The 23,016-nt window shown below is 67.0% G+C and carries 18 protein-coding genes; 12 read left to right on the plus strand and 6 right to left on the minus strand.

What is annotated here, in order from left to right; translation table 11 throughout:
• Positions 1 to 68: 68 nt before the first annotated feature.
• The 4 genes from ACSSVZ_RS17765 (at position 69) to ACSSVZ_RS17780 (ending at position 4,817) form a co-directional block, all read left to right on the plus strand.
• The gene (locus tag ACSSVZ_RS17765) at positions 69 to 1,616 is read left to right on the plus strand and encodes a UbiD family decarboxylase (protein ID WP_453972056.1); all 1,548 of its coding nucleotides are present in this window, start codon (positions 69 to 71) and stop codon (positions 1,614 to 1,616) included.
• A gap of 143 nt (positions 1,617 to 1,759) precedes the next feature.
• Positions 1,760 to 2,752, plus strand: coding sequence for a Bug family tripartite tricarboxylate transporter substrate binding protein (locus ACSSVZ_RS17770; protein ID WP_453972057.1), 993 nt, complete (start codon positions 1,760 to 1,762; stop codon positions 2,750 to 2,752).
• Between the two features lie 68 nt (positions 2,753 to 2,820).
• Positions 2,821 to 3,282 carry a tripartite tricarboxylate transporter TctB family protein gene (locus tag ACSSVZ_RS17775; protein ID WP_453972058.1) on the plus strand — a complete coding sequence of 154 codons (462 nt, stop codon included), beginning with the start codon at positions 2,821 to 2,823 and terminating at the stop codon, positions 3,280 to 3,282.
• Positions 3,279 to 4,817 (plus strand): tripartite tricarboxylate transporter permease, encoded by a 1,539-nt coding sequence (locus tag ACSSVZ_RS17780; protein WP_453972059.1) that lies wholly within the window; start codon positions 3,279 to 3,281, stop codon positions 4,815 to 4,817. The genes ACSSVZ_RS17775 and ACSSVZ_RS17780 overlap by 4 nt, the downstream gene beginning before the upstream one ends.
• Positions 4,818 to 5,268: 451 nt before the next feature.
• Here the strand turns inward: ACSSVZ_RS17780 and ACSSVZ_RS17785 are convergent, their stop codons facing one another.
• The 3 genes from ACSSVZ_RS17785 to ACSSVZ_RS17795 all read right to left on the minus strand — a co-directional run bounded on the left by ACSSVZ_RS17785 (position 5,269) and on the right by ACSSVZ_RS17795 (position 9,613).
• Positions 5,269 to 7,170 carry a TRAP transporter permease gene (locus ACSSVZ_RS17785; RefSeq protein ID WP_453972060.1) on the minus strand — a complete coding sequence of 634 codons (1,902 nt, stop codon included), beginning with the start codon at positions 7,168 to 7,170 and terminating at the stop codon, positions 5,269 to 5,271.
• 46 nt (positions 7,171 to 7,216) lie between these two features.
• Entirely contained in the window at positions 7,217 to 8,269 is a 1,053-nt protein-coding gene (locus ACSSVZ_RS17790; protein WP_453972061.1) for a TAXI family TRAP transporter solute-binding subunit, read from the minus strand.
• 147 nt (positions 8,270 to 8,416) lie between these two features.
• A complete protein-coding gene (locus ACSSVZ_RS17795) occupies positions 8,417 to 9,613 on the minus strand; it encodes an FAD-dependent monooxygenase (protein ID WP_453972087.1) in 1,197 nt (398 codons plus the stop codon).
• Between the two features lie 253 nt (positions 9,614 to 9,866).
• Here ACSSVZ_RS17795 and ACSSVZ_RS17800 point away from each other — a divergent pair, with 253 nt between their 5' ends.
• Positions 9,867 to 10,850, plus strand: coding sequence for a VOC family protein (locus tag ACSSVZ_RS17800; RefSeq protein WP_453972062.1), 984 nt, complete (start codon positions 9,867 to 9,869; stop codon positions 10,848 to 10,850).
• A 10-nt stretch (positions 10,851 to 10,860) separates the two neighbouring features.
• Here the strand turns inward: ACSSVZ_RS17800 and ACSSVZ_RS17805 are convergent, their stop codons facing one another.
• Entirely contained in the window at positions 10,861 to 11,655 is a 795-nt protein-coding gene (locus ACSSVZ_RS17805; protein WP_453972063.1) for a response regulator transcription factor, read from the minus strand.
• A gap of 107 nt (positions 11,656 to 11,762) precedes the next feature.
• Here ACSSVZ_RS17805 and ACSSVZ_RS17810 point away from each other — a divergent pair, with 107 nt between their 5' ends.
• Complete coding sequence (locus tag ACSSVZ_RS17810; protein ID WP_453972064.1) at positions 11,763 to 12,293, plus strand: VOC family protein; 531 nt, start codon at positions 11,763 to 11,765, stop codon at positions 12,291 to 12,293.
• Between the two features lie 56 nt (positions 12,294 to 12,349).
• On the opposite strand, the gene ACSSVZ_RS17815 is transcribed toward ACSSVZ_RS17810, so the two are convergent.
• Complete coding sequence (locus ACSSVZ_RS17815) at positions 12,350 to 13,018, minus strand: dienelactone hydrolase family protein (RefSeq protein ID WP_453972065.1); 669 nt, start codon at positions 13,016 to 13,018, stop codon at positions 12,350 to 12,352.
• Between the two features lie 35 nt (positions 13,019 to 13,053).
• A complete protein-coding gene (locus ACSSVZ_RS17820; protein ID WP_453972066.1) occupies positions 13,054 to 13,836 on the minus strand; it encodes an IclR family transcriptional regulator in 783 nt (260 codons plus the stop codon).
• Positions 13,837 to 13,934: 98 nt separating this feature from the next.
• Between ACSSVZ_RS17820 and ACSSVZ_RS17825 the strand changes: the two genes are divergently transcribed.
• The 6 genes from ACSSVZ_RS17825 to ACSSVZ_RS17850 all read left to right on the plus strand — a co-directional run bounded on the left by ACSSVZ_RS17825 (position 13,935) and on the right by ACSSVZ_RS17850 (position 22,952).
• The gene (locus tag ACSSVZ_RS17825; protein ID WP_453972067.1) at positions 13,935 to 15,494 is read left to right on the plus strand and encodes a UbiD family decarboxylase; all 1,560 of its coding nucleotides are present in this window, start codon (positions 13,935 to 13,937) and stop codon (positions 15,492 to 15,494) included.
• A gap of 1 nt (position 15,495) precedes the next feature.
• Positions 15,496 to 17,880, plus strand: a complete 2,385-nt coding sequence (locus ACSSVZ_RS17830) for a xanthine dehydrogenase family protein molybdopterin-binding subunit (protein WP_453972068.1) — start codon at positions 15,496 to 15,498, stop codon at positions 17,878 to 17,880.
• Complete coding sequence (locus ACSSVZ_RS17835) at positions 17,877 to 18,635, plus strand: enoyl-CoA hydratase/isomerase family protein (protein ID WP_453972069.1); 759 nt, start codon at positions 17,877 to 17,879, stop codon at positions 18,633 to 18,635. The genes ACSSVZ_RS17830 and ACSSVZ_RS17835 overlap by 4 nt, the downstream gene beginning before the upstream one ends.
• Positions 18,632 to 20,566: a TRAP transporter permease gene (locus tag ACSSVZ_RS17840; RefSeq protein WP_453972070.1), complete on the plus strand. Its 1,935-nt coding sequence runs from the start codon at positions 18,632 to 18,634 to the stop codon at positions 20,564 to 20,566. Before ACSSVZ_RS17835 ends, ACSSVZ_RS17840 begins: the two co-directional genes overlap by 4 nt.
• A gap of 88 nt (positions 20,567 to 20,654) precedes the next feature.
• Entirely contained in the window at positions 20,655 to 21,668 is a 1,014-nt protein-coding gene (locus ACSSVZ_RS17845) for a TAXI family TRAP transporter solute-binding subunit (protein WP_453972071.1), read from the plus strand.
• Between the two features lie 108 nt (positions 21,669 to 21,776).
• Positions 21,777 to 22,952 carry an alpha/beta hydrolase gene (locus tag ACSSVZ_RS17850; protein WP_453972072.1) on the plus strand — a complete coding sequence of 392 codons (1,176 nt, stop codon included), beginning with the start codon at positions 21,777 to 21,779 and terminating at the stop codon, positions 22,950 to 22,952.
• The last annotated feature ends 64 nt before the right edge of the window (positions 22,953 to 23,016 follow it).

Below are 23,016 nucleotides of genomic sequence, written 5' to 3' on the forward strand. Positions count from 1 at the left end.
GCGTCCGAAGAGAGGACGCCCGGGCGACCGACATCATGAGGGCCTTCGAAGCCTTCCGGAGAACGACAGTGACGAGGCAGGGATCCATGTTCGAGCGCGACAACCGGGGAACGGCCCACGACATGCGGTCGTTTCTGTCTTCCGCGCATGCCTCGGGCTTGCTCGACATCGTCGATAGCCCGGTCGACCTCGCCGACATCGCCCAGCATCTCGACGGTGCCGAGCGCGCCGTCTACTTCAGCAAGGTCGGGCCGGAGGGCGCGAAGCTCGTCGGCAACGTCGCGGGAAGCCGCGATCTGCTCGCCCTGGCATTCGACACGACCGGCGATGGGCTTCTGAAGCAAGTCAACGGGCGGCTCGCAAACCCGAAGGGCACGCGCGCGGTCGGCACCGCCGAGGCGCCGGTCCAGGACGTCGTGCTGACCGGCGACGACGCCGATTTCAGCCGGCTGCCGATCCACCTGCAGCATGGCCTGGACGGCGGCAACTACGTCTCCGCCTCCACCGACATCGTCATGGACCAGAGCACCGGCATGACCAATGTCGGCATGCGGCGGCTGATGGTCCGCGGCCGCAGAGAGGCCGGCGTGGACCTCATCGCGCCGAGCGACCTGCGGGCGATCTACGAGACATCCGTCGAGCGGGGCGAGCATCTGCCCGTCGCCTTCGTCATCGGTTCGCACCCGGTCGATCACGTCGCCGCCACCATGCGCATCCCCGTGGACGAGGTCGGGCTGATGGCCTCGCTGCGCGGCGAGGACATGCCGGTGGTCAAATGCCAGACCAACGACCTGATGGTTCCTGCCGACGCCGAGTGCATCCTGGAGGGTTACTTCGACAGCGCCGGCTACGTTGCCCCCGAGGGGCCCTACGGCGAGTTCATGGGCTACTACGGCGGCGTGAAGATCAACCCGATCTTCCGCCTGACCGCGATCACCCACCGTCGCGATCCCATCTTCCAGACCTCCACGATTTCTGGCGCGCACCTTGGGCGCACCGATGCCTCGCAGCTGATGTCGCTGCGGACCGAAGTGACCGTCTGGCGCGCGCTGGAAAGCGCCGTCCGCGAGCCGCTCAACGTGCACGCCACGACCTCGTCGGGCGGCGTCAGCAATGTCCGCATCTCCCTGCGCCAGCGCGTGCCGGGGGAAGCGCGGAACGCGATTGCCGCCGCCCTCGCCTCGCTGGCGAACATCAAGCATGCCTTCGTCTACGATCCGGACATCGACATCTTTTCCAGCGAACAGTGCGACTGGGCCCTCGCCACGCGGTTCCAGGCGGACCGGGACTTCGTGGTGATGGAAGGCATGCGGACGATTCCGCTCGATCCGTCGCTCGTCGGGGCGCGCGTGGGAGCGAAGGCCGGGTTCGACTGCACGATGCCGCGCGCGGTCGCCACGTCGATGGAGGCCCAGATTCCCCGTCCCCCGGTCATCGAGGGCCGTCGCTTCGCCTCCGTGGAAGCCGCGCTCGAGGACGGCCCCAAGACATTCGCCGAGTTGATGGCTGCGATCCAGACCCGCGACGGACGGGAGATCTACGCCGTCTTCGACACGCTGAACGCAAGCGGCCGGCTTGGCCGCGACAAATCGGGTGCCTGGATCCTGACCGATTGAGGCATCTGCGCCCTCGCGCAGAGGGACGTATCGGGTCGAAGGAAACCGGCACCAAGAGGTCGGTACGAGACCACGGACGCAAGGCCCGACATCGACACCCCTGTGAGGGGGGTCAGGCCGCGGAAACCATGAGGGAGGACAGGATGACTGCGACCACACTGACATTCACGCGCCGAGCCGGGCTTACCGTGTTGGCCGGGGCGGCACTTGGCATCGCGCTGGCGTCGCCCGCTCTCGCACAGGACGACTTCCCCAACCGGCCGATCTCGTTCATTTCGGCCTATCCGGCGGGCAGCGGCGCGGACGTTTTCGTCCGCTACTTCGCCAACGAGATCAGCGAGCTCACGGGCAACACGATCATCGTCGAGAACAAGCCCGGAGCCGCCGGCAACATCGCCTCCGAGTACGTCGCCCACGCCGCACCGGACGGCTACACCGTCTACGTTCACGGCGGCAGCGCGACCACGCTGAACTACCATCTCTGGAAGAACCCGCCGGTCGACCCGGTCAAGGACTTCCGGGGCGTCGCCGGGGTCAACAAGCTTGCCTTCTACATCACGGTTGGTGCCGACTCGCCCTACAAGACGATCGAGGAGCTGAACGCCTACCTCAAGGAGGCCGGCGACGCGGCAACCTACGCCACGTCGAACACGTCCGGCCGTGTGCTCGGTGCGCAGTACGTCCAGGAGCTCGGCGCGGATCCGGTCGAGGTCCGCTATGGCTCCACCGCCGAAATGCTGCCCGACCTGGTCTCGCTGGCGGTCGACTTCTCGGTGACCGACCCGGCCAACGCGCTGGCCGGCCAAAGCGACGGCCGCCTGCGGATCCTCGCGACCGGAGCGGGCGAACGTCTCGACGTGGCGCCGGACGTGCCCACGCTGAAGGAAACCGGGCTCGATATCGACCAGCTCACCTGGTGGGCCGCCTGGGTCCCGGCCGGCACGCCCGATGCCGTGGTCGACAAGCTGAACCAGATGTTCACGCAGGTGAGCAACGAGCCGAAGACCAAGCCATTCCTTGCGAACGCCGGCGTCGACGTGTGGATCGCCTCGCCCGAGCAGGTCGACGAAGCTCTCGTCAAGCTCATGGCCGAATCGAAGAAGCTGGTCGACATCGCCAAGATTCCCCAGAACTGATCGGACTGGAAAGACCTTCCAACGTTACCCGGCCCTGCGCCGGGTAACGTCTTTATTCGAGGGAGACGATGGGAGTTCTGAGGAACAAGATCGATGTGCTGGCGGGACTTCTCGTCATCGCGTTCGGTGTCATCGCCGTAAGCGAGGCATTGCAATTCAACCTGGGCAGCGCCCGCCGCATGGGCCCGGGTTATTTCCCATTCTACATCGGCTGCTTTCTGATCCTCGTCGGGGTGGGACTTCTGGTCGAGCAATTCTGGAAAAAGACGCCTGATGCGGACGCCGCTTCGCCGATGCCGCTCAGGACCATCCTGCTGATCATGGCGGCCGTCTGCAGTTTCGCCGTGACCATCGAACGCTTCGGCCTCGCGCCTGCGACGGCCATCAGCGTGTTTCTCGGCTCGCTCGCCGATCGCAATACGTCGATGCTCCAGAAGCTTGCCCTCACGCTTATCGTTCCGTTCGCCTGCGTGCTGATTTTCTGGCTTGGGCTGTCGATTCAGGTCGATGTTTTCCGGTGGCGGCCATGAGTGAGCTGCTGAGCAATCTGTCGATCGGCTTCAACGTCGCGTTCTCCGCAGCAGGCATCTGGTACTGTTTCATCGGGGTCGCATTGGGGACCTTCGTCGGGGTCCTGCCGGGGATCGGCGCCATGGCGGCGATCTCCCTGCTGCTGCCGATCACCTACGGCCTCGAGCCCGCCCATGCGCTGATCATGCTGGCCGGCATCTACTACGGCTCGAACTACGGCGGCGCGACCGCGGCCATTCTGCTCAATCTGCCGGGCACGCCGACATCGGCCGTGACGTGCCTGGAAGGCTATCCGATGGCGCAGCAGGGACGCGCTGGCGTTGCGCTGTTCATGACGGCGATCGCCTCGTTCGTCGGCAGCATCACGGGCATGCTGATCATGGGGATCTTCTCCCCGCCCCTGGCGAAGCTGGCCCTCACGTTCAGCGCGCCGGAGTTCTTTTCCCTGATGGTGCTGGGCCTGGTGGCCGCCTCGATGCTGAGTGCCGGATCGCCGCTTCGGGGCGCGGCCATGATCGGCATCGGCCTGATCTTCGGGCTGGTCGGCCGCGACATCGACTCCGGCCTGATGCGGTTCAGCTTCAACATCGACGAGCTGTACGAGGGGCTTCCCATCGTGGCGATGGCCCTCGGAATCTTCGGGCTGCCGGAGATCATCCGCAATGCCGGCGTGATCAAGCCGCGCCCCATCAAGGCATCGGACATCACGTTCCGCTCGATGCTGCCGACCCGCGAGGACTGGCGCCGGTCGCGGGGGCCGATGGTGCGGGGGACAAGCCTCGGGGCCTTCTTCGGAACCCTGCCCGGTACCGGGGGCCTGCTTGCCTCGTTCATGAGCTACGCCACTGAGCGGCGGATTTCCAAGCATCCCGAGCAGTTCGGCAAGGGCGCGATCGAGGGGATCGCCGGCCCGGAATCCGCCAACAACGCCGGCGTTCAGACCGCCTTCATTCCCACCCTGACGCTCGGCATTCCCGGCGACGTGGTCATGGCCATCATGATCGGCGCCATGACGATCCACGGGATCCAGCCCGGTGCTTCCGTCATCACCTCGCACCCGGACCTGTTCTGGGGGCTCGTGGTGAGTTTCGCGCTCGGCAACGTCATGCTGCTCGTCCTCAACATCCCCTTCATCGGGTTCTGGGTGCGGATGCTGACGATCCCCTACTCCGTGCTCTACCCGTTCATCATCGCGTTCATCTGCATCGGCGTGTACAGCGTCAACAACAGCGTGATGGATCTCTACGTGCTGATCTTCTTCGGCGTCATGGGCGCCGTGCTTTCCTACCTCAGGTTCGAGGTGGCACCGCTGGTTCTGGGAATGATCCTCGGGCCGATGCTGGAGACCAACCTGCGCCGGGCCCTCACCCTCTACCGGGGCGACTACACGGTGTTCTTCACGCGGCCGATCAGCGCGCTGTTCCTGACCGCGTCGCTGCTGATCATCGCGTGGACGGTGTTCGCCTACATCCGGCGCCGGTCGCGGACCCGCGTGGCGGCCGAGCGGGCCGCGCAGGCTGAGCGGGAGCTTTGATGGAAAGCGGGGGCATGCCCCCGCTTTCCGCTCCTCCGGGGGCCTCCTCGCGTCGGGGGTCCGAACCGATCCGGCGCCAGACCATATCCCGTTCAGATCGAAGCAACTGAACGATGAGGGCTTGCCCGGGGTATTGGATTCAGGAGCCAGTTCTGACCGATCAGGCGGGTACGCCTGATCGGAACGGGCTCCGTCGGCCCCCAGTCGGGCCGTAGCATCCGCCTCGACGGACGCGCTCTCCCAAGGAAGCCCTCTCACGCCCGCCGAGCATGAACGGAGCCGTCCGAGCGTCGCCCGCTCGGCAGGCTCGGCCGTTTTCACGTCATTGACCGGTAGCCTTCGCAGAAGCCGGCAGCACCGCCGGTGGGCGAAAGATCGTCACGCTCCCACGCCGAAGGCAGCCGTTCGGGGGCGCGGGTCTGTGCCATCGGGCAGGCACCGCAGCGCCCGGTCAGGCCGGGTTCTTTGCCACTTCGGAGCGGATATCGGTGCCGTGCTGCGGGGGGATCAGCCAGCAGCACGCGATGGCGATCAGAGCTGCGGTACCCGCCAGCCACGATTCCGACCCCATCCAGATGGGGCTCGATCCGGACGCCAGGGCGAGCACGACCAGCCCGAAGCCGATCCAGACTTCCTTCCGGGTGCCCGGCTCCTGCAGCGCCACGAAGCCCCGGGAGATCAGGAAGATCGCGGCGGTCGTGGTGGCGATGACCACGCCGATCGCCATCGGGGACCCGTCCAGCAGCAGGGCCGGGTCGTACGCCCACACGAACGGCAGGAGCATCGAGATCGACGCCAGGCGCATGCCGACCCACCCGGTCTTCCACATGCTCGCCTTCGCCAGGCCGGCGGCCACGTAGCTGGAGACGGCCACCGGCGGCGTCAGGAAGGACATGACGCCGAAATAGAAGATGAAGAGGTGGGCGGCCATCTGGGTCATGCCCATCTTCGTCAGCGCCGGCGCCAGCACCGTCGCCAGGATGACGTAGATGGCCGTCGTCGGCATGCCCATGCCGAGGATGATGCAGAGCACGGCGGTGATGGCCAGCATCGGCAGCAGGCCCCAGGCGGCGCCCGCATCGACCAGCACGAACGAAAGCGACTGGCCAAGGCCGGAGGCGTTCATGACGCCCACCACCACGCCGGCGGCCGCGCCGATCATGATGAGCGGGATCATCCCCTCGCCGCCGCCGAAGATGAAGCGGGCCCACTCGGAGCGGGTTCGCATCTTGCGCCCGATGAGGGCAAAGACGAGCAGAACGAGCGAGGCTGTGAGGGCGGCGAAGGCGGGCGTCGCGCCGCGCCAGAACAGCATGTAAATCAGGACCGCCAGCGGCAGCAGGAACACCCAGCCCTTGCGCAGCACCGCCCGGAAGCGCGGAAGCTGGGACTTCGGCACGCCTTCCAGACCTTCATGCACCGCGACGGCATCGACCTGCATGAACAGGCACAGATAGTAGAAGAGCGCCGGCAGGGCCGCGGCGACGACCACGTCGAAATAGTCGATGCGCAGGAATTCCGCCATCAGGAACGCCGTGGCGCCCATCACCGGCGGCGCGATCTGTCCGCCGGTGGACGCAACCGCCTCGATCGCGGCCGCGTAGTGCGGCTTGAAGCCGGTCTTCTTCATCAGCGGAATGGTGACGACGCCGGTCGACATGATGTTGCCGACGGGCGAGGAACTGATCGACCCGAACAGGCTCGAGCCGACGACCGCCACCTTGGCCGGCCCGCCGCGCTTGTGGCCCATCACCGACATCGCGAGGTCGGTGAAGAAGTTCGTCGCCCCGCTGACCTCCATCAGTTTGCCGAACACGATGAAGGCAAGCACCATGCCGGCGATGATGACCAGCACCATGCCGGGGATCGCATTGGTGTCGGCGTAGAGATACATGATGAAGTCGGCCGGCCGCTGATAGTGCGCCTGCAGCGGCCCGGGAATGAAGTGGCCGAACAGGCCGTAGAGGATCAGCACCCAGACCAGGATGGCGATCGGCAGGCCGCTGGCCTTCCTGAGCGCTTCCATCATGAGGAGGATGGCGATGGTCGCCGGCACGTACTTGGCCGGCGTCGCGCCGTCGAAATCGACCAGCCAGTCCTGGAAGTTGAAGGCCATCCAGGCCCAGCACGCCATCGCGACAAAGCCCAGCAGGATGTCGAGCACCCCTGCCCTGCTGCCATACGGCGTATGCAGGAAGGCCGCCGCGACGGCGACACCGAGATAGACGCCGAGCCACTCGGCATCCATCAGCGACACATTGAGCACCGATAGAAGATCCGATGCCCAGACCACGCCCCCGATCAACAGGAAGCCGGTATAGACCCGCTGCAGAAACGTGGTCAGGACGATCATGGTCGTTCGAACTCTATGCGTGGATCAGGATGGCGATCGGGCTGAACTACTGCTTCGCCGTGCCGAGAAGCGCGGCCTGCCTTTCGGCGTGTTCCGGCGTCCAGAGCCCGACTTCCTCGAAGTAGCGCACGGCGCCTTCGTGGTAGGGATGGCCGAAGTTCACCGGCACGAGCTGGTCGGCCTTGATCGACCGAAGCGCCGGCACCTGCTCACCCATCTGCGTCCAGTTCGAATGGACCGCCTTGACGATCGCGTACACGTCGTCGTCGCTCAGGTTCGAGCTCGTGTTGAGGAACACGCTGAAGCGGGCGACCCGCATCGGCTCCTTGACGCCGACGAAGGCCGGACCCGGCTTGATCTCCGCGACGTCGAAGCCGGGAAGATCGTTGATCGGCTTGTCGTTCTCGCCGAGCTTCAGAATGATCAGGCCGCCGGAGACCGAGGCATCGGCTTCGCGCAGGGCCGGGAAGCCGGTGATCGTGCCGGCGGCCATGGTCCGACCGTCGACGATGTCTCGCACTGCCTCGGGAATGCCGGTGACGACCTGAGCGTCGAGATCCTTCGGCGTCATGCCCGCCGTGCCGAGGATCGCGTTGTTCACCTTGTCGAACGAGGCGATGGCCCGATAGCCGATGACCACCGGCTTGTCCTTGAGTTCGGCGACGGTGGTGAGGCCCGAGCTCGCCTTGGCGTACATGCCGTAGTACGCGTAGGTGAGCATGATCGCGCCGCGTAGCTTGTCGAGCGGCTGCTTGTATTCATCCTGCCCGGTAAAGGCGATCGCCGAATCGAGCCCCGAGTTGAGCCCAAGCTCCACGTCGCCGCGCTGCAGCTTCGGCAGATAGACGGAGGTGCCGGCGAACGGCTGGGCCGCGGCCGGGACACCCACCTCGTCCTTGACGATCTTCGCGACCGCAGTGCCGATCTGGTTGTAGAGCGTGCCCGTCGCGTTGGTGCCGATGGTGACCTGGGTCATCTGGGCAAAGGCCGGGTTCGCGGTCCCGGCCATCGCCGTCGCTGCGACCAGCGCGGCAGCCAGGCGAATGCGGCTTTTAGTTAGACGGCTCATGTTCAGTCCTCCCTTGATGGATTCAACCATGGATGTCGCCCTTCTTCGGGGCTTTACTTGATCTGGATCAGCATCGCGCAGACCTGTACGTCATTTCGGCAGTCTACGCGACAGCGTTCAAGCATTGCGCATTCCCGTTCGGCCGCCGCGCTTCGCGGTTTCGCGCGGCGGAGCGGGTCACGCGAAGGCCGCGTCCAGCGGCACCTGCGTCGCATCGTATTCGAACAGCCAGTCGTAGCGGCTCCGCACCTTCTCCGGCTGCCATTCGTTCTCGACGTATTCGACCGCCCCGACCGGATCGGCCAGCGCACTGTTGTGAAACCGGTCGAGGTTGGCGTTGGAGCCGTTGACGATCGCCGTGGTCCGCTCGATGCGGAGCGCCTGATAGGTCTGCAGCGCCTGGGCAGGGTCGTCCGGGTTCGCTTCCAGGCAGCGCGCCAGCACGACGCCGTCCTCGATCGCCATGATCGCCCCCTGCGCCAGGAAGGGCAGCGTCGGATGGCATGCGTCGCCGAGAAGCGACACCCGCCCGATCGTCCAGTTGGGCAGCGGATCGCGGCCCACCAGCGCCCATCGGAACGGCAGGTCGAGCGCCTTGACGGTCTCGCGCACCAGCGGATGCCAGGCGCTGAAATCCTCCAGGCACTCCTCGACCGTCCCGACCGTCGACCAGCTCTCCTCCGTCCATTGCCGGTTCTCCACGAGACCGACGAAGTTCAGGTAGTCGCCGCCGCAGATCGGATAGGTGATGACGTGCCCACCCGGGCCGACCCAGTTGGTGCCGACCGGCCGTCGCAATTCCTCCGACAGCCGCTCCATCGGCGCCAGGCCGCGCCACGCCATCAGGCCGGTGAAGGTCGCCTTCGGGCTGTCGAACATCTGCCCGCGCAGGGTCGAGTGAACGCCGTCGGCGCCGATGAGCACGTCGCCGCGCACTGTGCGGCCATCGGCGAGCCTCAGCACCACCCCGGTGTCGTCCTGGGTGTAGCCGAGCGCGCCGGAGTTCAGGTGGATCGCGTCGGACTTCAGTTCACGCACGGCCTCGATCAGGACCGTATGAAGCTGGCCCCGGTGAACCATCCAGTACGGCGCCCCGAAGCGCTCGATGGAATCGGCGCCCAGGTCAAACAGCTTCCAGGCTTGGCCAGTGTTCCAGATGCGGACCTCCTTGCCGGCGGCCTCGCATACGATGGGGCGGAGCTTTTCCTCCAGCCCAAGCTCGATCAGAAGCCGCGATCCGTTCGCGGCCATCTGAAGACCGGCTCCCAGCTCCGCCAGCTGCGGCGCCTGCTCGTAGACATCGACGTCGATGCCCTTCTGCAGCAAGGCCAGCGCAGCAACCAAGCCTCCGATCCCGCCTCCTGCGATCAGCACATGCGGTTTCAACTCGGACGTCCTCCCTCTGATCGTCCTTCGGGCACCGGACCGGTGGCGCGAAGCGTTACGACCTTTCAGTCTCTGAGTTTAATATATAGAAATTCTATTCACCATGGTCAAATCTGGATTTGCGGTCCCCACGCTGCCGGGAGCCCCCTTTGCTCCCGAAGGATGATGGGCGAGCAACGGCAGGCTTTCAGCAATATACAATCATACAAACATATCCTAAATTCGGAGAGGAGGTGTCACGATGAATCATCCACCGCTCGAGGTCTCCGCGCTCGGCTATCTCGCCGTCGGAACCGACCGCCTGGAGGATTGGAGCGACTACGCCACGCGCCTTCTCGGGCTGCAGCTGGTCGACCGGTCGCACGCGCAGACGTCGTTCCGCATGGACGATCGCAAGCAGCGCCTCGTCGTCAGCCGTGAGGCGGACGAAGCGATCGCGTTCATCGGCTGGGAAGTGCCGGGACCCGACGCCCTGGAACGTGTGGCACGCCGGCTCGAGACATCCGGCGTGGCCGTCCACGCCGCATCGCGCGATCTCTGCGATCAGCGCTTCGTCGGGCAGATGATCTGGTGCCGGGATCCGGAGGGCAACCGGCTGGAATTCTTCTGCGACCCCGAGGTGGCCGACGATCCGTTCCGCCCCGGACGGGCCATCTCCGGCTTCAGGACCGGTGCCCACGGCATGGGGCACGTGGTCATGAAGACGCCGAACGTCGAAGCGCTGCTGCCGTTCTATCGGGACGTGCTGGGCTTCCGGGTATCGGACTATGCGCTCACCCCGATCCCGCTCTATTTCTTCCACGTGAACGAGCGTCACCACAGCTTCGCGATGGTGGGGTCCGCGTCCCGCGGCCTGCATCACCTGATGGTCGAATACGGTGCCCTCGACGATGTCGGCCAGGGATACGACCTGGCCCTTCTCGAGGAGGGCCGCATCTCCCAGACCCTGGGGCGGCATACCAACGACTACATGACGTCGTTCTACACGCACACGCCGTCGGGATTCTTCATCGAGTCCGGCCATGGCGGGAGGCTCATCAACCCGGAGACCTGGACGCCGCACGAGACCGACTGCGGGCCGAGCTTCTGGGGCCATGAGCGGCTTTATCTTTCCGACGAGCAGCGTGACGCGTTTCGCGACATGCGGCTCGCCCTGGCCCGCAACGGCCAGCGCGCGCCGGACTGCCGGTGGCTCGAGGCGCTGCGCGGGTCTCCACGCGGCTGAGAGGCGCTGGTCAGTCCGCCGGGGTGAAGCCGCTGCCCTGCCCGCTCCACAGCGCTTCCGCCCGCCGCCTCAACGCGCTGCGACTGCCGAGGTCGAGCTTGGCGTAGCCCCGCTTGCGATAGGTGGCGACACTGGCCAACCCCAGCCCCAGATGCTCCGCGGCCGCCGCCTCGGTCCAGCCCAGCGCCAGGGCCGCCAGCACCTGCGCCTCGCGCAGGCTCAACGGTGGATCGCCGGCGAGCCGCAGCCGGTCGGCCAGGACCATCGGGTCGGGCGCGCGGGGCAGCGCGGCGTCACGCAGCATCCGCGCGTGCCGGCCGACGGCGGCGACGAGCACCGGCGCGATCGGTTCGAGGTGGTCCATCTCGGCAGCCGGAAACGGCCCGGACTCCTGAAGCCGGTAGGCGTTCACGATCAAACCGGACCGGCCGGTCCGGCAGATCGAGATGCGCTCGCCCACCGCGCCGTCGCCGTAGCACTCCAGGCGGTACTCCAGATCGCGGATCGACTTCTCGGGACGGCGCGCGATCAGGACATGACGATGCGCCCGGCCGAGATTGTAGAGAGTATCGATGTCGCGGTTCCAATAGCGCTGGGCGTAGCGAAGCGACGCGATCCGCGCGAAGGCCGACCGCTCGCTGCTGGTGCTTTCGGCGACCAGCACAGTGGCGTTGCCGTCGGTCACCGAGAACGCCGAGCACATGTCCGCAGAGACTGCAGCTGCCAGGCACTCCATCAGCGCCGGCCCGAAATCGGTCTGGCCGATCCGGTCGACAGCATGGGCCAGGGCGTTCAGGTCCGGCATGCGGGACACCTCGAGGCGATTTGGGCTTGTCCCTTCCAATAGGGTACAGACCTCTTCCCTCCTCCTCCTACCTTCTGCGCATCAGACAAGCCAGCGGAGGAAGCACCATGGGAACCCAGACGACGCTCCCGAAAATCAAGGGCCTCTATCACTATTCCTTCCCCTGCCGGGACGGCGAAGAGACCCGAAAGTTCTACGAAGACGTGCTCGGCCTGCCGCTCGTCGCGTGCATGCAGTCGGATCAGGTGCCGAGCACCGGAGAATATCGGCCCTACTCCCACTTCTTCTTCGAGATGGGGGACGGCTCCTATTTCGCCTTCTTCGATCTCGGCACGAACGAGATGCCGCTGCCCTCGCCCAACACGCCCGACTGGGTGATGCATTTTGCGGTCGAGGTGGACACCGTCGATGACGTGATGACCTACAAGAAGCGGCTGAACGACGCCGGGGTGAAGACCACGGACATCGTCGACCACGGCTTCATCAACTCCATCTACTTCTTCGACCCGAACGGCCTGCGGCTGGAGATCACCGCCCGCGTGGACAAGCCCGGCGAACTGAAGCAGATGGCTGAGGAGGCGCACGCCGGGCTGGAAGCCTGGGACAAGAAAAAGGCCGGGTTGCTGGCGAAAGCCTGACCAACCGATGAATCCGGCGCGACCTGCTCAGGACAGCAGGTAGCGCCGGGATCGTCTCACCGAACGGCACGGTCCATGACATCGAGCGTTCGGCCCCACGCCAGGTCGGCACTGTCCTGATGGTAGCTGTCGCGGGCATCGCAGTTGAAGCCATGGCCGGCGTGATAGACGTGGAGCTCCACGTCCGGCCGCGCTGCCCGGACCGCTTCCACGTCCGCCATCGAAATGGTGTGGTCGCTGTCGCCATAGTGCAGCAGCACGGGGCAACGGGGCGTCTCCCCGGCGACTTTCGCGATGTATCCCCCGTAGTACCCGACTGCGGCCGCGAGCCCGTCGAGCCGCGTGGCCGAGAGGAAGGCGAGCGAGCCACCGAGGCAGAACCCCACGACCGCGACCTTCAATCCCTTCGCCGCCAGGTGCGCACGGGCGGCCTCGACGTCCATCAGGGCGGCGTCCCAGTCGAACGCCGCAAGGAACGGACGGGCGGCAGCGACGTCTTCGGCCGAATAGCCGCTCTGGAAGCCGCGGGCGCTCCGATCGAACAGGGCGGGAGCCACGGCCGTGTAGCCCGCAGCAGCGAAGCGATCTGCCACCGCGCGGATATGGGGGTTCACTCCGAAGATCTCCTGCAGGACGACGACCCCTCCCTTTGCAGCATCCGCGTTTGCTTCGTAGGCGTCGAGGCTGTGGCCGTCTGCAGCGGTCAGCGTGAGATCACGTCCCATCAAGTCCGGTTCTCCATCGATCGTGGTGAAGGTGCTCAGGAATGCCGCGCGCCGAGATCGCGGCTGATCAGTGCCGCGGTCGCACGTACGGCCTGGGCGATCGGCCCCGATTCGCCCAGGTTCGCGGTGTGGCTCAACCCCATGGCGGTTGCCGCGGCGCAGATCGTGTTGTCGCTGTCGAAGATCGGGCTGGCGGCGCCGAAGAAGCCGGCATGGGTCTGGTTCTGGGTGATCGCGATGCCGACCTCGCGGATGTGGTCGAGGTCGGCGCGGGCCGCCTTCAGGAGCCCGGGCCGGGTGTTCTCCTCCACCGCCGCGATCGATGCCCATTCCCGCTCCGGCAGATGCGCCATGAATGTGCGACCGGTGCCTGTGGTCATCAGCGGCAGCACGTACCCCACCCGCACCGACAGCGGCAGCGGCAGCTCGCTGTCGAGCCGGAAAACGATGGTCGGCCCCCGGTTGCCCCAGACCGCCAGGCTGACCGAGGTATCGATCTGCTCGAGAAGGCCGGGCAGGTGCTCGCGCGCCACATCGATCACGTCCATCTGGTTGATGGCGGAAATGCCGAGCTGCAGGGCGGCGGGCCCGAGCCCGTAGCGCGACGTCACCCGATCCTGCGCGACGATCCCAAGACGCAGGAAGCTCACCAGATAGAGGTGCGCCTTGCTGGGGCTCATGCCGGCGCGCTCGGCAAGGGTCTTGAGCGGCAGCTTTCCGCGGGCGGCGGCGAGCGCGTTGATCAGCTGGAAACCGATCTCGACCGACTGGATCCCGCGCCGGGAATCCTTGGGAGGCGTGGCAAGTTCATCCGTCATAGCGCCATCCTGAAGGTCCTTGACGCACCCATCATTCTTTATCATCCTACAACCAAGTTTGACAAAAGTGAATAATCCAGTGCCTGGGGAGGTTCCGAATGACCCAAGCCGCCGTTGCCAACGTCGGACGTGAGGCGGCTGTTGTCGACCTCCGATCCTTTCTGGATCGGTTGCGATCGCGCAATGACCTTGTCGAAATTGCGGGGCGCACCGACCTCGCGGATGTGGCGGCACAGCTCGATGGGTGCGGCGACGCAATCCTGTTCAGCAATGTCGGGCAGGAAGGCTCCCGCCTCGTCGGCAACGTTGCCGGCAGTCGCGAACGGCTTGCGCTGGCCTTCGACACCGACCCGCACGACCTGCTGCAGACGGTGCTCGGGCGGCTGGCAAACCCGAAAGGCACCCGCGCCGTGCCGCAGAGCCAGGCGCCGGCGCAGGAGGTGGTGCTGCGCGGCGACGAGGCCGATTTCTCGCACCTGCCGATCCACCTGCAGCACCGGCTGGACGGCGGCCCCTACATTTCTTCCTCGATGGACATCGCGTTCGATGCGCGTTCGGGGCTGACTAATGTCGGCATCCGCCGCCTGATGGTGCGCGGACGGCGCGAGGCCGGCGTGGATCTGGTCTCGCCCAGCGACCTCAAGGCGATCTACGAGCAGTATGTCGCCGACGGCAAGCACATGCCGATCGCCTTCATCGTCGGCTCGCATCCGGTGGACCACGTGGCGGCCACGATGCGGATTCCGACCGACGAGGTCGACCTGCTCGCCTCGCTGCGCGGCCAGGACATGCCGGTCGTGAAGTGCGTCACCTGCGACCTGATGGTCCCGGCCGACGCGGAGTACGTGCTCGAGGGGTACCTGGACTGCGCCGGCCACGTCGAGGCCGAGGGACCGTATGGCGAGTTTCTCGGCTACTACGGCGGCGTCAAGATGAACCCGGTGTTCCATCTGACCGCCGTCACCCATCGGCGCGACCCGATCTTCCAGACCTCCACCATCGCCGGACCGAATATGGCGATGACCGACAGCGCCCAGCTGATCGCATTGCGCACCGAGGTCACCATGTGGCGGGCGCTGCAGACGGCGGTCCGCGAGCCGCTGAACGTCCACGCCACCACCGCTTCGGGCGGCATGTTCAACGTGCGGATCTCGATGCGGCAGCGGGTGCCCGGCGAGGCGCGCAACGCCATCGCCGCCTGTTTCGGTTCGCTGGGCAACGTGAAGAACGTGTTCGTCTTCGATCCGGACATCGACATCTTCTCCGACATCCAGTGCGAGTGGGCATTCGCCACGCGGCTGCAGGCCGATCGCGACATCATCGTTCAGAACGGCATGCGCACCCTGCCCCTCGATCCATCCCTGGAAGGCGCCGTCACCGGTGCCAAGGCAGGCTTCGACTGCACCATGCCGATCGCCATGGCCCGCTCCATCGAGTCCCGCGTGCCGACCCCGCCGACGTTCGAAGGCGCACGCTTCGCATCCGTCGAGGCGGCGCTCGCCGACGGACCCAAGACATACGAACAGTTGATGACCGCCATCGGCACCCGCGACGGCCGCGAGATCTTCGCGATGTTCGACGATCTGCGCGCAGCTGGACGGCTGCGCCGAAACGAGCACGGCCAGTGGTTCATCGAGACCACCCGGGAAGACGCCTGATATGAAGAGTTCCGACAGCGGTGCGGAGGTATCGACGCCCCCCTACATCGGGCGTCCGATGCCCCGTTTCGAGGACCTGCGGCTCGTCGCCGGCAAGGGACGCTACACCGACGATTTCCATCTCGACCGCGAGGTGTCGGCAGCCTTCGTCCGCGCACCCTATGCATCCGCCGAAATCGTTGGCCTGGACACCTCCGCCGCGCTCGAGATGCCTGGCGTGATCGCCGTCCTGGTCGGCCAGGACTACGTCGACGAAGGTGGCCGTCCGATCAACCATATCGCCGACCCCGCCGATGCGAAGGACCACACCAAGCGCGCGTTCAGCGGCTACGAGCGCAACCGCTCGATCGATATCCACCATCTGCCGATGCCGCTCCGCACCGTCCGCTATCTCGGCGAGCCGGTGGCGATGGTGGTGGCGGAAACCGCCCTCCAAGCCCAGGATGCGGCGGAAGCCGTAGCGGTCGACTATCGCGAGCTCGACTTCGTGATCAGCGCCGAGGACGCGCTGGCCGACGGGGCGCCTCAGGTCGACCCAGAGATTTCCGGCAACTGCGCCGTCGAGGCGACCTTCGGCGACAGTCCCGCCGCCGACGCGGCCATCGCGGCCGCGGCCTGCGTGATCGAGCAGCGCTTCGTCAACCAGCGCATCGCCAACGCGCAGATGGAGCCGCGGTCGGCGATCGTCGACTACAACCCGGAGACCCGCCGCTACCACATGATCGCCGGCAGCCAGGGAGCGGTGCGCCAGCGCGACACGATGGCTGCTGCCCTGGGCATCGGCCGCGACGAGATCGACGTGACCTGCCCGGACACCGGCGGTGGCTTCGGCCCGAGAACGAACGTTTCCCCCGAGCAGCCGATGCTCGCCATCGCCGCGAAACGTCTCGGCCGGCCCGTGCGCTGGACCTCGACGCGATCGGAGAGCTTCCTCACCGACTATCAGGGCCGCGACATCGTCTACCGCGCCCGCATGGGCCTCGACGCCGACGGCCGCATCCTCGGCTACAGCTGCGAGATCATCGCCAACGTCGGCGCCTACACCGTCGCCTTCGTTCCGATGGCCAACACCTTCCGCGTCATGACCACCGTCTACGACGTGCCGGCCGCCGCTGTCCGCATTCGCGGCGCGATGACCAACACCGTGCCGACGGCGCCCTATCGCGGCGCCGGCCGGCCCGAGGCCACGTTCGCCATGGAACGGATGATGGACATCGCGGCGCGCAAGCTCGGGATCGACCGGCTGGAGATCCGCCGCCGCAACCTGATCCCCCGCACGGCGCTTCCCTACACCACGGCCATGGGCCTCACCTACGACAGCGGGGATTTCGCGGCGAACATGGACCGCGCGCTGGAGGCCGCCAACTGGAACGGCTTCCCGGCGCGCCGCGAGGCGGCCCGGGCGCGCGGCAGGCTGGCCGGCATCGCACTCGCCAACTACGTCGAGAGCCCGGTCGGCATTCCCCACGAGCGCGTCGACGTCACCGTCGATCCCGCCGGGGTGGTCGAAGTGGTGACGGGCACCCAGTCGACCGGCCAGGGTCATGAGACGAGCTTCGCGCAGGTGATGGCCGACCGGCTGGGCGTGCGGCCCGAAGAGGTGAAGCTGGTCTCGGGCGACACGACCCGCGTCGTCTCCGGCGGCGGCTCGCATTCCGACCGGTCGATGCGGCTGGGCGGCGCCCTTCTGGTGCACACGTCGGCCGAGATCGTCGAGCGCGCGCGGACGGTGCTCGCCGCTCATCTCGGACTGAGCGTGGAGCAGGTGCGCTTCGAGGACGGGCTGTTCCGCGCCGACGGGACCAACCGGAGCTTCTCCGTCTTCGAACTTGCAGCCCTGATGCAGAGCGGAGAGCTGCCCAGCGACCTTTCGGGCGCGCTGACCGCGTCGGTGAGCTTCACCGGCCGGATGCCCGCCTTCCCGACCGGGGCGGCGGTCTGCGAGCTGGAAGTCGATCCCGACACCGGCACCATCGAGATCACCCGCTACTCCTCCATCGACGATGCCGGCCAGCCGATCAATCCGCTGATCCTGCACGGCCAGGTTCACGGCGGCATAGTGCAGGGCGTCGGACAGGCGCTCAGCGAGACGATCGCCATCGATGCGAACAGCGGCCAGATGCTGAGCGGCAGCTTCATGGACTACGGCATGATCCGGGCGTCGGACATGCCGTCGTTCACCGTCGACCTCGTCGAGGACCCCACCGACGGCAACCCGCTGCGCGTGAAGGGCGGCGGCGAGAGCGGCATCACGCCGGCGCTCGCCACCGTGATGAACGCGCTGATCGACGCGCTGGCCCCGCTGGGCGTCGAGGACTTGGAGATGCCCGCGACGCCGGCCCGGGTCTGGGCGGCGATCGAGGCTGCGAAGGGAACCGCACGATGACAGACACGGGCACCATTCGAACGCGTCTCGCCGATGATGGCTGTTGCGAGATCACGATCGATCGCGCCGACGAAGGCAACGTGCTGACCCACGCCATGACGGAGGCCTTGAGCGCGGCATTCCGCGCCCCTCCGGAAGGCAGCCGCTTCGTGCTGCTGAGCGCCGCCGGAGCGGACTTCTGCGCCGGCCGTGTCTCGCCCATGCCGAAGCCCGGCGTGGTGATGACCGCAGAGGCCTTGCGCCACCGGGTGGCCGAGCCCGTCCTGGCCTTCTATGCCGCCGTGCGCAGCACGCCCTTGCCGGTGATCGTCGCGGTCCGTGGGCGCGCCCACGGCGTCGGCTGCGCGCTCGCCGGGCTCGGCGACGTCGTCCTCGCCGACGACACGGCCGACTTCCGGATCCCGGAAATGAACCGCGACATCCCGCCGTTGCTCGTCGGCACGGCGCTGGCCGACCGCGTGAGCCGAGCCGGGCTGGCGCGGCTGATCTTCAGCCGCGAACCGCTCGACGCGGCCGCCGCGGTCCAGGTCGGCCTCGCCTCGGAAGCCTGCCCGGCCGGCGAGCTCGACGGCCGCGTCGCCGCCTATCGCAGCGCGCTCTCGGCCAACGGCGCCACATCGCTCGCCACGGTGAAGCGGTTCCTCAATCTCGCAGCCGACAGCGGCTTCGAGGTGCTCCGCGAATACGCCGCCTCGGCGAACTCCGCGGCCGCCTCCGAACGGTTCGTGACCCCCAGCGATGGAGCATCCCGGTGAGCGAGGACTCTGCAGCTTCGAAGTGGCGGCAGCTCGCCGGACCGCCCCGGTGGATTGCGACCTTTGCGCTGACCCTGCCGGTGGTGCTCGCCGCGCTGTGGGCCCTGGAGGTGCACAACTGGCTGGGCATGCTCGTCTTCAACGAGCAGTTCCTGGCGATCATGCTCGCCTGTGGCCTGGTGGCCGTCTTCCTGAACGTGAAATCGAGAGCCGGCGAACCGGGTGATCGGGTGCCCTGGTACGACTGGGTTCTGTCGCTCGTGGCCATCGTCAGCTGCGGCTACGTCGTCGTCAACTTCAATTGGCTCGTCTACGAGCTCTCGAGCCTGGACCCGATCCGCATCGCCCTCGGCACCGCGCTGATCCTGGCGATCTTCGAAGCGACCCGGCGGATGATCGGCTGGACGCTCATCCTCGTCGCAGCGTTCTTCATCCTCTACGCGCGCTTCGGCGACATGATGCCGGGCATCTTCGCCATCCCGCCATCGAGCTGGGAACGGATCGTCGTCTACTCCTACCTCGACACCACCGCGCTGTTCGGCCTGCCGCTGGACGTGGCGGCCAACACCATCGTCACCTTCATCTTCTTCGGGGCGATCCTGAAGATCACCAAGGGCGACACCTTCATCACCGACCTGGCGCTGTCCCTCCTCGGACGCTACCGGGGCGGGTCGGCGAAGGTCTCCGTGGCCGCCTCCACCCTGTTCGGGGCAGTCTCGGGCAGCGCCGTGTCCAACGTGGCGGTGGTGGGCCCGATCTCGATCCCGATGATGGAGCGATCGGGCTATCCCAAGCATCAGTCCGCCGCGATCGAGGCCGTCAGCTCGACGGGCGGGCAGATCATGCCGCCGGTGATGGGCATCACCGCCTTCCTGATGGCGGACTTTCTGGCCATTCCCTACGCGCAGGTCGTGCTGGCGGCCATCATTCCGGCCCTCCTCTACTACCTCGCGGTGTTCATTCAGGTGGACCTGGAAGCCGGCCGGCGTGGGCTGAAGGGCCTGTCGGCCGCCGACCTGCCGCGGATGCTGCCGACGTTGCGCCGGGGCTTCGGGTTCGTGATCCCGCTGGGCGTGCTGATCTACGCCGTCATGTTCGCGTTCTGGGCGCCCGGAAAGGCCGGACTTGCCGCCGCAGGCGCCGCGCTGGTGGTGGGAGCCCTTGCCGAGCGGACGCGGCCGAGCCTCGCCGACATCGCCGATGCGTTCGTCTCCACCGGCCGGACCGTGGCCAGCATCCTGATCCTGACCGCGGTGGCGGGCCTGGTGATCGGCGCGCTCCAGCTCGCCGGTCTCGCCTACAGCATGTCGTCGATCCTCGTCGCGCTGGCCGGCGACAACGTGCTTCTCATCCTGCTGATGACCGGCTTCGTCTGCGTCGTGCTCGGCATGGCGCTGCCCACGGCCGTCATCTACACGATGCTCGCCGTGCTGGTGGCACCCGCGCTGACCCAGCTCGGCATCGACCGGATGGCCGTGCACCTGTTCATCTTCTACATGGGCATGCTGTCGATGATCACGCCGCCGGTGTGCTTCGCCACCTTCACGGCGGCCGCGATCGCCGGTGCGAATTTCTGGTCCACCGCCATGTCGGGCATGCGCTACGGCATCGCCGCCTACCTGCTGCCGTTCGTGTTCCCGTTCAGCCTGGGGCTCCTGATGCAGGGCGGCCCGCTGGAAATCATCTGGGACATCCTGTCGGCCGCCGTCGGGCTGTTCGCGATTTCCGCCGCGCTGGCGGGATACCTGTTCCGGCCGCTGAATCCAGTTTTCCGGGTGGTCCTGTTCGTCGCCGGCTGTGCGGCGATGTTCTCGCCGTTCGGCTCGGCACTTGCGGAAGTATCGAACTTCGCCGGCCTCGGGGTCTGCATCGCCCTGGTGGTGTTCGAACGGATCGCTTCCGCGTCACTGCGGCAGCAGACGGCCGCATGACCCGCAACGGGGCGGCGGTAATCCGCCCCGGCAACTGGCGCGACACTGCATCGAATCGCGCCGAACGTTTCCATGGGAGGGAACCAACATGTTCAATCGTCACGCCTTGATTTCGCTTTCCGTCGCCGCCGGGCTCATCGGCGGCCTGGTCTCCGTCGCGCAGGCGGAAACGGTCGCGCTTGCCACCGACAAACAGGGAACCACGTTCAACACCGTGGGCTCCGGCGTCGCCAAGGTCGCCAGCGGCAACAGCGACCTCAACGTCATCGTGCGGCCCTATGCAGGTCCCGCCGCCTGGGCGCCGATCGTCAACACCGGCGAGGTGCCGTTCGGCATGATGTCGGCCAACAGCGCCTATCAGGCGTTCTCCGGCGACAACGAGGCAGGCCAGGCCTACAGGAACCTCCGCATCCTCCGGGCTGGCGGCGCCAGCCTGATGCTCGGCTTCGCGGTGCGCGACGACGGCCCGATCAAGACCTTCGCGGACCTGAAGGGCAAACGCATCTCGTCCGATTTCGGCGGGCATCTGTCGATCGGCAACTCGCTCGCGGCCTCGCTGCGCGTGGCGGGCTACACCTGGGACGACGTGACCCCGGTCCCCGTGACCGGCGCCAACGACGGTCTCGACGCGCTGGTCGCCGACCGGCTCGACGCCACGTGGGCCTCGCTTGGCCAACCGCGGGCGCGCGAAGCAGACACCCAGGTGGGCGTCCGCTACCTCTCGGTGCCCGATACGGACGAGGCGGAAGCGATCTACCAGGAGATGGTCTTCCCCGGCGCCCGCATCGCGGTGGCCAAGGACGACGTCGCGCCGGGCATCGACGGCGACACCCGCCTGCTCTCCTACGACAGCTACCTCGTGGCGTCGAAGGACGCGTCGGACGCGGCGGTCACCCAGATGCTCCAGGCGCTCTGGGACAATGAAGCGGAGCTCTTCGACGTGCACCCGTCGATGCGCGGCTTCACCAACGAGAACGCCGTCACCGACGCACCGGTGATGCCCTACCACCCCGCCGCCGTCGCCTTCTACAAGTCGAAGGGCGTGTGGACCGACACCGACCAGACGCGCCAGGACGCCCTGCTCGAAGAGGCGAGCCAGTAGGCCGTCCGAACGACATCGCCCCTGAAGCCGGTTATCGCCCGAGACTTCGGTCTCGGGCGATCGTCTTCGCGGACCCGCAACGTGACTGACAGAAGGAACCCTCCGCCCATGGTGTCCACCGCGCAGTGGCAGCGTCGTCCGCTCATCGTCTCGTTCCCGGACGGAGCCAAGGCCACCGAAGTCTACGGGTTTGCCGGCAACTCCGGCCGGGTGAACCTCGAAGGCCAGCTGCTGGCCGGCGCCGCGCCGAGCGACACGGTCTTCCTGTTCATGCACCCGACCTCCACGCTGCAGCTCTTGCCGATGCCGATGGCGCTTGCCGATGCGGGCCTGCACGTGCTCTGCGCCGCGAGCCGCTACGCCAAGAACGACGTCGCGCTGATCATGGAGAAGGTCGCGATCGATCTCGGTCAGTGGGTCCGCCACGCCCGCGAGGAGCTCGGCTACGCGAAGGTCATCCTGGTGGGCTGGTCCGGCGGCGGCTCGCTGTCGCTGTTCTACCAGGCGCAGGCGGAGGCGCCGACAATCACCCACACGCCGGCCGGCGATCCGGTCGACCTGACCGCCGCCGATCTCAGCCCGGCGGACGCGGTCATCTTCATCGCCGCGCATCTCAGCCGTGCGGAGACGCTGACGGAGTGGCTCGACCCCTCCATCACCGACGAGCGCGATCCCGACGCGCGCGACCTCGAATTCGACATCTACAGCCCCGACTGCCCGAACAAGCCGCCGTTCAGCGCAGAGTTCATCGAGCGCTTCCGCGAGGCCCAGCGGGCCCGCAACCGCCGCATCACCGCACGATGCCAGGAGATGCTCGCCGAACTCGCCCGCCGCGACGGGCCGGAAGTCGAGCGCGGCTTCGTCACCCACCGCACCATGTGCGACGTGCGCTGGCTCGATCCGTCGATCGACCCGAACGGCCGCAAGCACGGCTGGTGCTACATGGGGGATCCCCAGACCGTGAACGTGGGCCCGGTGGGACTGGCGCGCTTCTCGACCCTGCGCTCATGGCTCAGCCAGTGGAGCTACGACCTCTCCAACGCGAAGGGGCCGATGAACGCCGCGAAGATCACGCGCACGCCGGTGCTCCAGATCGTCAACGGCGCCGACGACGCCGTCCCGGCGAGCCACAACCCCGCCATCGAAGCGGCGCTCGCGACGCCGGACAAGACCTACCACGAGATCCCGGGCGCGACGCACTACTACCTGGGCCAGCCCGAGCTGCTTGCCGAATGCATCGCCACCGTCGAAGGCTGGGCGCGCGCGCGCGGACTGCTGGGGTAGGCACCGGCCCCGTGAAGTGCGGCCCCGTGAAGTCTGGCCGCGCCGCCTTGCCCACCGGCCCGGC

Source organism: Amorphus sp. MBR-141 (assembly GCF_053628695.1).

What these genes read in the sequence shown, in the direction of transcription:
- ACSSVZ_RS17770 (WP_453972057.1), top strand. Translation starts at nt 1,760, where the DNA reads ATGACTGCGACCACACTGACATTCACGCGCCGAGCCGGGCTTACCGTG.
- ACSSVZ_RS17775 (WP_453972058.1), top strand. Translation starts at nt 2,821, where the DNA reads ATGGGAGTTCTGAGGAACAAGATCGATGTGCTGGCGGGACTTCTCGTC.
- ACSSVZ_RS17780 (WP_453972059.1), top strand. Translation starts at nt 3,279, where the DNA reads ATGAGTGAGCTGCTGAGCAATCTGTCGATCGGCTTCAACGTCGCGTTC.
- ACSSVZ_RS17785 (WP_453972060.1), bottom strand. Translation starts at nt 7,170, where the DNA reads ATGATCGTCCTGACCACGTTTCTGCAGCGGGTCTATACCGGCTTCCTG.
- ACSSVZ_RS17790 (WP_453972061.1), bottom strand. Translation starts at nt 8,269, where the DNA reads ATGGTTGAATCCATCAAGGGAGGACTGAACATGAGCCGTCTAACTAAA.
- ACSSVZ_RS17800 (WP_453972062.1), top strand. Translation starts at nt 9,867, where the DNA reads ATGAATCATCCACCGCTCGAGGTCTCCGCGCTCGGCTATCTCGCCGTC.
- ACSSVZ_RS17805 (WP_453972063.1), bottom strand. Translation starts at nt 11,655, where the DNA reads ATGCCGGACCTGAACGCCCTGGCCCATGCTGTCGACCGGATCGGCCAG.
- ACSSVZ_RS17810 (WP_453972064.1), top strand. Translation starts at nt 11,763, where the DNA reads ATGGGAACCCAGACGACGCTCCCGAAAATCAAGGGCCTCTATCACTAT.
- ACSSVZ_RS17815 (WP_453972065.1), bottom strand. Translation starts at nt 13,018, where the DNA reads ATGGGACGTGATCTCACGCTGACCGCTGCAGACGGCCACAGCCTCGAC.
- ACSSVZ_RS17820 (WP_453972066.1), bottom strand. Translation starts at nt 13,836, where the DNA reads ATGACGGATGAACTTGCCACGCCTCCCAAGGATTCCCGGCGCGGGATC.
- ACSSVZ_RS17825 (WP_453972067.1), top strand. Translation starts at nt 13,935, where the DNA reads ATGACCCAAGCCGCCGTTGCCAACGTCGGACGTGAGGCGGCTGTTGTC.
- ACSSVZ_RS17830 (WP_453972068.1), top strand. Translation starts at nt 15,496, where the DNA reads ATGAAGAGTTCCGACAGCGGTGCGGAGGTATCGACGCCCCCCTACATC.
- ACSSVZ_RS17835 (WP_453972069.1), top strand. Translation starts at nt 17,877, where the DNA reads ATGACAGACACGGGCACCATTCGAACGCGTCTCGCCGATGATGGCTGT.
- ACSSVZ_RS17845 (WP_453972071.1), top strand. Translation starts at nt 20,655, where the DNA reads ATGTTCAATCGTCACGCCTTGATTTCGCTTTCCGTCGCCGCCGGGCTC.
- ACSSVZ_RS17850 (WP_453972072.1), top strand. Translation starts at nt 21,777, where the DNA reads ATGGTGTCCACCGCGCAGTGGCAGCGTCGTCCGCTCATCGTCTCGTTC.